Origin of the sequence: Dietzia sp. SLG310A2-38A2, assembly GCF_014145095.1 — a bacterium.
Classification (GTDB): Bacteria; Actinomycetota; Actinomycetes; order Mycobacteriales; family Mycobacteriaceae; genus Dietzia.
This window is the reverse complement of record NZ_JAALDX010000338.1, coordinates 1-5,657: the sequence shown is the minus strand read 5'-3', so window position 1 is coordinate 5,657 and position 5,657 is coordinate 1. Positions and strand designations below refer to the sequence as shown.

8 protein-coding genes are annotated in these 5,657 nt (G+C 70.1%); 5 read left to right on the top strand and 3 right to left on the bottom strand.

Annotated elements, in window-relative coordinates; all coding sequences use genetic code 11:
- The coding region (locus tag G6027_RS12220) for an alpha-ketoglutarate-dependent dioxygenase AlkB (RefSeq protein WP_182637417.1) at window positions 1-418 on the top strand (418 nt) is incomplete at its 5' end.
- Window positions 415-1,128 (top strand): APA family fibronectin-binding glycoprotein, encoded by a 714-nt coding sequence (locus G6027_RS12215; RefSeq protein ID WP_182637416.1) that lies wholly within the window; start codon window positions 415-417, stop codon window positions 1,126-1,128. The genes G6027_RS12220 and G6027_RS12215, both read left to right, overlap by 4 nt.
- Window positions 1,129-1,135: 7 nt before the next feature.
- On the opposite strand, the gene G6027_RS12210 is transcribed toward G6027_RS12215, so the two are convergent.
- On the bottom strand, window positions 1,136-1,903 hold the full coding sequence (locus G6027_RS12210; protein WP_241727072.1) for a PIG-L family deacetylase: 768 nt from the start codon (window positions 1,901-1,903) through the stop codon (window positions 1,136-1,138).
- 108 nt (window positions 1,904-2,011) lie between these two features.
- Here G6027_RS12210 and G6027_RS12205 point away from each other — a divergent pair, with 108 nt between their 5' ends.
- Window positions 2,012-3,169 (top strand): acyl-CoA dehydrogenase family protein, encoded by a 1,158-nt coding sequence (locus G6027_RS12205; RefSeq protein ID WP_182637415.1) that lies wholly within the window; start codon window positions 2,012-2,014, stop codon window positions 3,167-3,169.
- A gap of 68 nt (window positions 3,170-3,237) precedes the next feature.
- Complete coding sequence (locus G6027_RS12200) at window positions 3,238-3,648, top strand: arsenate reductase ArsC (RefSeq protein WP_182637414.1); 411 nt, start codon at window positions 3,238-3,240, stop codon at window positions 3,646-3,648.
- On the opposite strand, the gene G6027_RS12195 is transcribed toward G6027_RS12200, so the two are convergent.
- Together G6027_RS12195 and G6027_RS12190 are read right to left on the bottom strand one after the other, a co-directional pair.
- On the bottom strand, window positions 3,645-3,881 hold the full coding sequence (locus G6027_RS12195) for a thioredoxin family protein (protein ID WP_182637413.1): 237 nt from the start codon (window positions 3,879-3,881) through the stop codon (window positions 3,645-3,647). The genes G6027_RS12200 and G6027_RS12195 overlap by 4 nt on opposite strands.
- A 21-nt stretch (window positions 3,882-3,902) precedes the next feature.
- Window positions 3,903-4,994, bottom strand: coding sequence for a permease (locus G6027_RS12190; RefSeq protein WP_182637412.1), 1,092 nt, complete (start codon window positions 4,992-4,994; stop codon window positions 3,903-3,905).
- A gap of 90 nt (window positions 4,995-5,084) precedes the next feature.
- Between G6027_RS12190 and G6027_RS12185 the strand changes: the two genes are divergently transcribed.
- Window positions 5,085-5,657 (top strand): NAD(P)-binding domain-containing protein (locus tag G6027_RS12185; protein ID WP_346995722.1); only part of this gene is annotated, 573 nt, incomplete at its 3' end.

Here is a 5,657-nt window from a genome sequence, read left to right as displayed (position 1 = left end):
GCTGGTCCGGGCGGCGCGGGCCGGGCTCGAGGCGGCGACCGCCGTGGACCCGACACTGGGCGAACCGTCGTACACCCCCGACGCGGCGCTGGTGAACCTCTACGGCCGTGACGCCACCATGGGCCTGCACCAGGATCGGGACGAGGCCAGCGCGGCCCCGGTGGTCTCGCTGAGTCTCGGTGACGCCTGCACCTTCCGCTTCGGCACCCCACTCCACCGCGGCCGTCCGTACACCGACGTGCGGTTGGAGTCCGGCGACCTCGTGGTGTTCGGCGGCCCGTCGCGGATGGCCTTCCACGGTGTCCCCAGGGTCTTCGACGGCACCGCGCCGGCCTGGTGCCGGGACGTGCTCGGCGTCGGGCCGGGGCGGGTCAACATCACGCTGCGTGAGACCCGCCCGCCTACGCTGGGCGGATGAACTCAGGGCACTCCCAGTCCACCGGCCGGAACCGGACCCTCCTCGTGGTAGCGCTGGTCGCCGTCCTGGCGGTGGTCGCCGCGGTCGCGACCGTGCTCGTCTCGTCGGCGACGTATGCCCCGGGGGCCCGCATCCTGTCGCCGAAGATCCAGGTCGCGGCGGGTTCGGATCACGTCGATCCCTACTCGGGCCTCGTCATCCGCGTCCCCGAGGGCTGGCGGGCCGAGTCGGGCGAGCTGGTCTTCGGCACCACCGCCCTGACCCCGGTCGGGGGCGGGGAGGCCGGCCCCTCGGACGGGGTCGTGCTGGCGGGCGCGCTCACCGAGGACCTGTTCGACCCGGGCAATCCGGACAATCGGCAGGCGGCGATCACGCTGGCCAGCGGAATGGGCCAGTTCCTTCTCCCCGTTCCGGGGCAGCCGGTCGAGGAGCGGGCGGAGGAGATCACCACCCGCGTCGGCGACGGCTGGTCCGTGTCGTTCCGCGTACTCCCGGCCGTCCGGCAGGACCTCATCGGCCCGGAGGGTGCGCTGGTGTATTCGGCGGTCGTCGGGGAGGGTGGGCAGCGCTACTGGCTCACGTATATAGGTCTCCCGGGTGACGGCACCGTGTTCTCACCCCACGCCGAGTGGGCGGACGAGATAGTCGAGCGACTGCGGCCATCCGAGGCGGCCGACGCACCACTCGGGCAGCGGGGCGCGCCCGCCTGATCCCGGCTCAGGGTCGCATCCGCCGGAAGCCCACCACCGGGTTCCCGTCGGACAGTCCGTCCCGTGGTGCGCACACGGACTCCACCTGCGCGCGAGCCTGTTCCCGCACGGGCGTGGCCGGGTCGAGCACCGACAGGTACTCGGAGTGCTCGGCCAGCGCGTCCACGGCAGCTCCGACGAACCCGCTCACGTCGACGTAGTGCGTCATCTCGGGCGAGGATTCGAACCACATCTGCGGCCGCCCCTCCGCGGCATCGACCCCGACCGCCGCGACCAGGTCGTCGTACGCGGCCCCCACGGCCGCGCCGAACTCCATGTGGTCGCTCTGGTTGGGCATCCCCGGACCGAACTCCGCACCGGAGAACAGTGAGACCACGATGTCCGGGCGGTGACGACGGATGGCGTCGGCGACGGCGTCGCGGAGCTCGGCCTCGTTGACGATCCGGCTGTCCGGGAAGCCCAGGAACTCCACCTCATCGACACCGACGATCGCCGAGGAGCGCCGCTGCTCCTCCTCACGGATCGGGCCCGCGACCGCAGGCGCCATCCCCTCGATGCCGGCCTCCCCGCTGGACGCCAGGACGTAGACGACGCTGCGGCCCTCGGCCGTCCAGCGGGCCACCGCCGCGGACATCCCGTACTCGGGGTCGTCGGGGTGTGCCACCAGGACCAGACAGCGGGTCCAGTCGGTGGGGAACGGGTCGGGTGTGGGGGGATCCGAGGGGGCCGGGTTCGCGGACCGGTCGTTCTCGGGCTGATCCGGGGAATGGGTCATTCCCCGAGTATGGCCCCGGGCGCGTCGCCGCGCGAGCAGTCGCGTCGGACCGTCGTCGTATGCTCGACTGCGCACCTCGTCGTCGTCGTATCCCCCGGAGGCCCTGCCGTGTCCGCACTCTTCCCCGACTACCGCCCCTCCTGGGAGACCGACGACCACCGGCTCCTGCGCGAGCACGCTCGCGCTTTCTTCGCCAAGGAGATGACGCCCAATCAGGAGAAGTGGGCCAGGCAGAAGCACGTGGACCGCGAGACGTGGCTGCGTACCGGCGAGGCCGGACTGATCTGCCTGGACGTGCCCGAGGAGTTCGGCGGGCAGGGCGGGGACCCGGGTATGGAATACCTCGTCACCGAGGAGCTGGTGTACTCCGGTGACACGGCGTTCGGGATGGGCGTCGGGTCGACCATCACCCCCCACTACGTGGCCAACTACGCCACCGAGGAGCAGAAGCGGGCGTGGCTGCCCAGGTTGTGCTCCGGGGAGTGGATCTCCGCGATCGCCATGAGCGAGCCCGGCGCGGGCTCGGACCTGCAGGGCGTCCGCACCACCGCGCGGCGTGACGGCGACCAGTACGTCGTCAACGGCTCCAAGACCTTCATCTCCAACGGTGGTTCCGCCGACTTCGTGGTGGTGGCGGCCAAGACCGACCTCGATGCCGGCCACAAGGGCATGGCCCTGTTCGCCGTGGAGGCCGACACCCCCGGCTTCGAGCGGGGCCGGGTGCTGGAGAAGATGGGCCGTCACGGCGCCGACACCGCGGAGCTGTTCTTCAACGACATGCGTGTGCCCGCCGCCAATCTGCTCGGCGGCGAGGAGGGACAGGGCTTCTACCAGCTCATGAACCAGCTCCCGCGCGAGCGCCTGGCGATCGCGGTGGACGCCCTGGCGATGGCCGAGGCCGCCGTGGTGGAGACCCTCGAATACACCCGGGAGCGGCAGGCCTTCGGCAAGCCGATCCTGGACTTCCAGAACACGCGGTTCGAGTTGGCGGCGTGCAAGACCTCCGTCATGGCCACCCGCACCTTCATCGACCACTGCATCGAGCGGGAGATCGCCGGGGAGCTGGACGCCGTGACCGCCTCGATGGCCAAGCTCCAGGCCACCGACATGCTCGACGACGTGGTGGACCGCTGCCTGCAGCTGTTCGGGGGTTACGGCTACATGATGGAGTACCCCATCGCGCAGAAGTTCGCGGCCGCCCGCGTCATGCGGATCTACGGCGGCACCAACGAGATCATGAAGGAGGTCATCGGCCGGGCGCTGTGACCCACCGCGCGTGGGCGCCGAGCGGTTATTATCGACAATCGTCGATACATTCTGCCTGGGGAGTCACCGTGACCGATCGTCCGTCCGTTCTCTTCGTCTGCGTCCACAACGCGGGTCGCTCGCAGATGGCCGCGGCCTACACCGAGCACCTGGCCGGTGGCGCGGTGGAGGTCCGCTCGGCCGGGTCGGCGCCCGCGGACTCGATCAACCCGGCTGTCGCCGCCGCGATGGCGGAAGACGGCATCGACATCTCGTCGGCCACGCCGAAGGTGCTCACCGCCGAGGCGGTGCAGTCGAGCGACGTGTGTATCACCATGGGCTGCGGTGACGTCTGCCCCGTATTCCCGGGCAAGCGGTACCTGGACTGGACCCTCGACGACCCCGCCGGTCAGGGTGTCGACGCGGTCAGGCCCATCCGCGACGAGATCAAGCGCCGTGTGACTGAACTGCTCGTCGAGCTCGGGGTGCGCCCGGTCTAGCGTCCGCGCAGTATCTCGGTGAGCTGGCGGACGGTCGGTACTTTCCCGCCCAGGACGAGTTCGTCGTCGATCACCAGCCCGGGGGTCTTCATGAGCCCGTAGCCGGCGATCTCGCCGACGTCGGTGACCTCGATGATCTCGGCGTCCTTGCCGAGCTCGGCGAGGGCATCCCGCGTGCGGGTGACCAGTGTGTGACAGTTCCGGCAGCCGGGCCCGAGCACCTTGACGATCATTGTTCCTCCTGGATGTGGGGATCAGGCGATGATGTTGAACAGTAGGCCGATGGCGAGGATGCCGGCCGCCACGACGGCGAAGAACATCGCGAGCAGTGGTGGCTTCATGACCCGCCTGAGCATGATGGCCTGGGGGATGGACAGCGCGATCGAGCTCATGATGAACGCCATGACGGTGCCCAGGCTCATGCCCTTGGTCCACAGCGCCTCGGCGATCGGTACGACCCCGGCGCCGTTGACGTAAAGGGGGATCCCGGCGAGGGTGGCCACGAGAACCGCCAGGGGATTATCCGGGCCCGCCCACCGGAGGAAGAAGTCCTCGGGGACCCAGCCGTGGATCACCGCACCGATGCCGACGCCCACCACCACCCAGATCCACACGCTACGGACGATGTCGCGGGACTCGCCGAGAGCGGCGTCCACCCGCTCGCGCAGCGAGGGCACGTGCCCGTCGGCACGGAGTGCGGCCACGCGGGTGGTGTAGACCACGCTGTCGACCCATTTGTCGAGCCGGAACCGCGACAGCGCCCATCCCGCGATGAAGGCGATGGCCGCCCCTGCGCCGACGTAGGCGGCGGCGATGTGCCACCCGAACATCTCGCCGATCATGATGGCCGCGATCTCGCTGATGAGCGGGGAGGCGATGAGGAAGGTGAGGGTCACCGCCAGCGGGATACCCGCGGCGACGAAGCCGATGAACAGCGGGATCGAGCTGCAGGAGCAGAACGGGGTCACCACGCCGAGCACCACGGCCAGGGTGAGGCCTAGAAACAGCCCCCGGCCCTCGAGCCAGTCGCGGGCCCGCTCGAGGTCGAGGCTGGCCCGGAGCATGCCCACCAGGAACATCAGCCCGAGGAGCAGGAGAAAGATCTTGACGGTGTCGTACATGAAGAAGTGCACGGCGCCGACCGCCCGGTCGGCGAGGTCGAGACCGAGCCAGCCGACGGCCGCGTCCCAGAACCACTCGTTGATCACCCACAGGGCGACCCACGCCACCGCGGCCGCGGCGAGCGACACCACGAGCCAGCGATGCTCACGGGCACCGGTGTCGGTGTCCGGGGTCTCGTTCTCCGGGCCGGACGGGCCGGTCGCGGAGGCGGGCAACGGGGTCATCCCTTCACTGTAGGATTAATATTGATGAGTGTCGATAGAAACAGTTCAGGGGGTGCCGAGAGGGGATCGGGCGGGGTGAGGGGCGCTGGCGTGAGAGGCGCCGTGGGGCACGACGCAGTGGTGAAAGACGTCGTGGTGATCGGTGGCGGCCAGGCCGGCCTGGCCGCCGGCTTTTACCTCACCCGTGCTGGCGCGAACTTCGAGATCCTCGACGCGTCCGACGGGCCGGGGGGTGCGTGGCCGCACACCTGGCCCTCGCTGCGACTGTTCTCCCCCGCTGACTACTCGTCCCTCCCGGGCCGCCGGATGCACCGGACGGACGGCGGCAACCCCGACGCGGCCCACGTGGTGGAGTATCTGCGCGGGTACGAGGAGTACTACGGGCTACCCGTCCGGCGCGCAGTCCGGATCGTGGCTGTGGAGCGTGTCGATCCGGACGGGTTCGTCGTCCATGCCGCCGATGGCCGCCGGTGGCGTTCTCGCGCGGTGATCAGTGCCACCGGCACGTGGTCGAGGCCGTTCGTGCCGACCTACCCGGGCGTCGGGGGTTTCCGGGGCGCCCAGATCCACAGCGCCGGCTACCGGGGTCCGGGGCCGTTCGGCGGCCGGCGCGTCGTGGTGGTGGGCGGTGCGAACTCGGGTGCGCAGATCGCCGCCGATCTC

Excerpts from the sequence above, each read along its gene's own strand:
- G6027_RS12215 (WP_182637416.1), top strand. The coding sequence starts at position 415 with ATGAACTCAGGGCACTCCCAGTCCACCGGCCGGAACCGGACCCTCCTC.
- G6027_RS12210 (WP_241727072.1), bottom strand. The coding sequence starts at position 1,903 with ATGACCCATTCCCCGGATCAGCCCGAGAACGACCGGTCCGCGAACCCG.
- G6027_RS12195 (WP_182637413.1), bottom strand. The coding sequence starts at position 3,881 with ATGATCGTCAAGGTGCTCGGGCCCGGCTGCCGGAACTGTCACACACTG.
- G6027_RS12190 (WP_182637412.1), bottom strand. The coding sequence starts at position 4,994 with ATGACCCCGTTGCCCGCCTCCGCGACCGGCCCGTCCGGCCCGGAGAAC.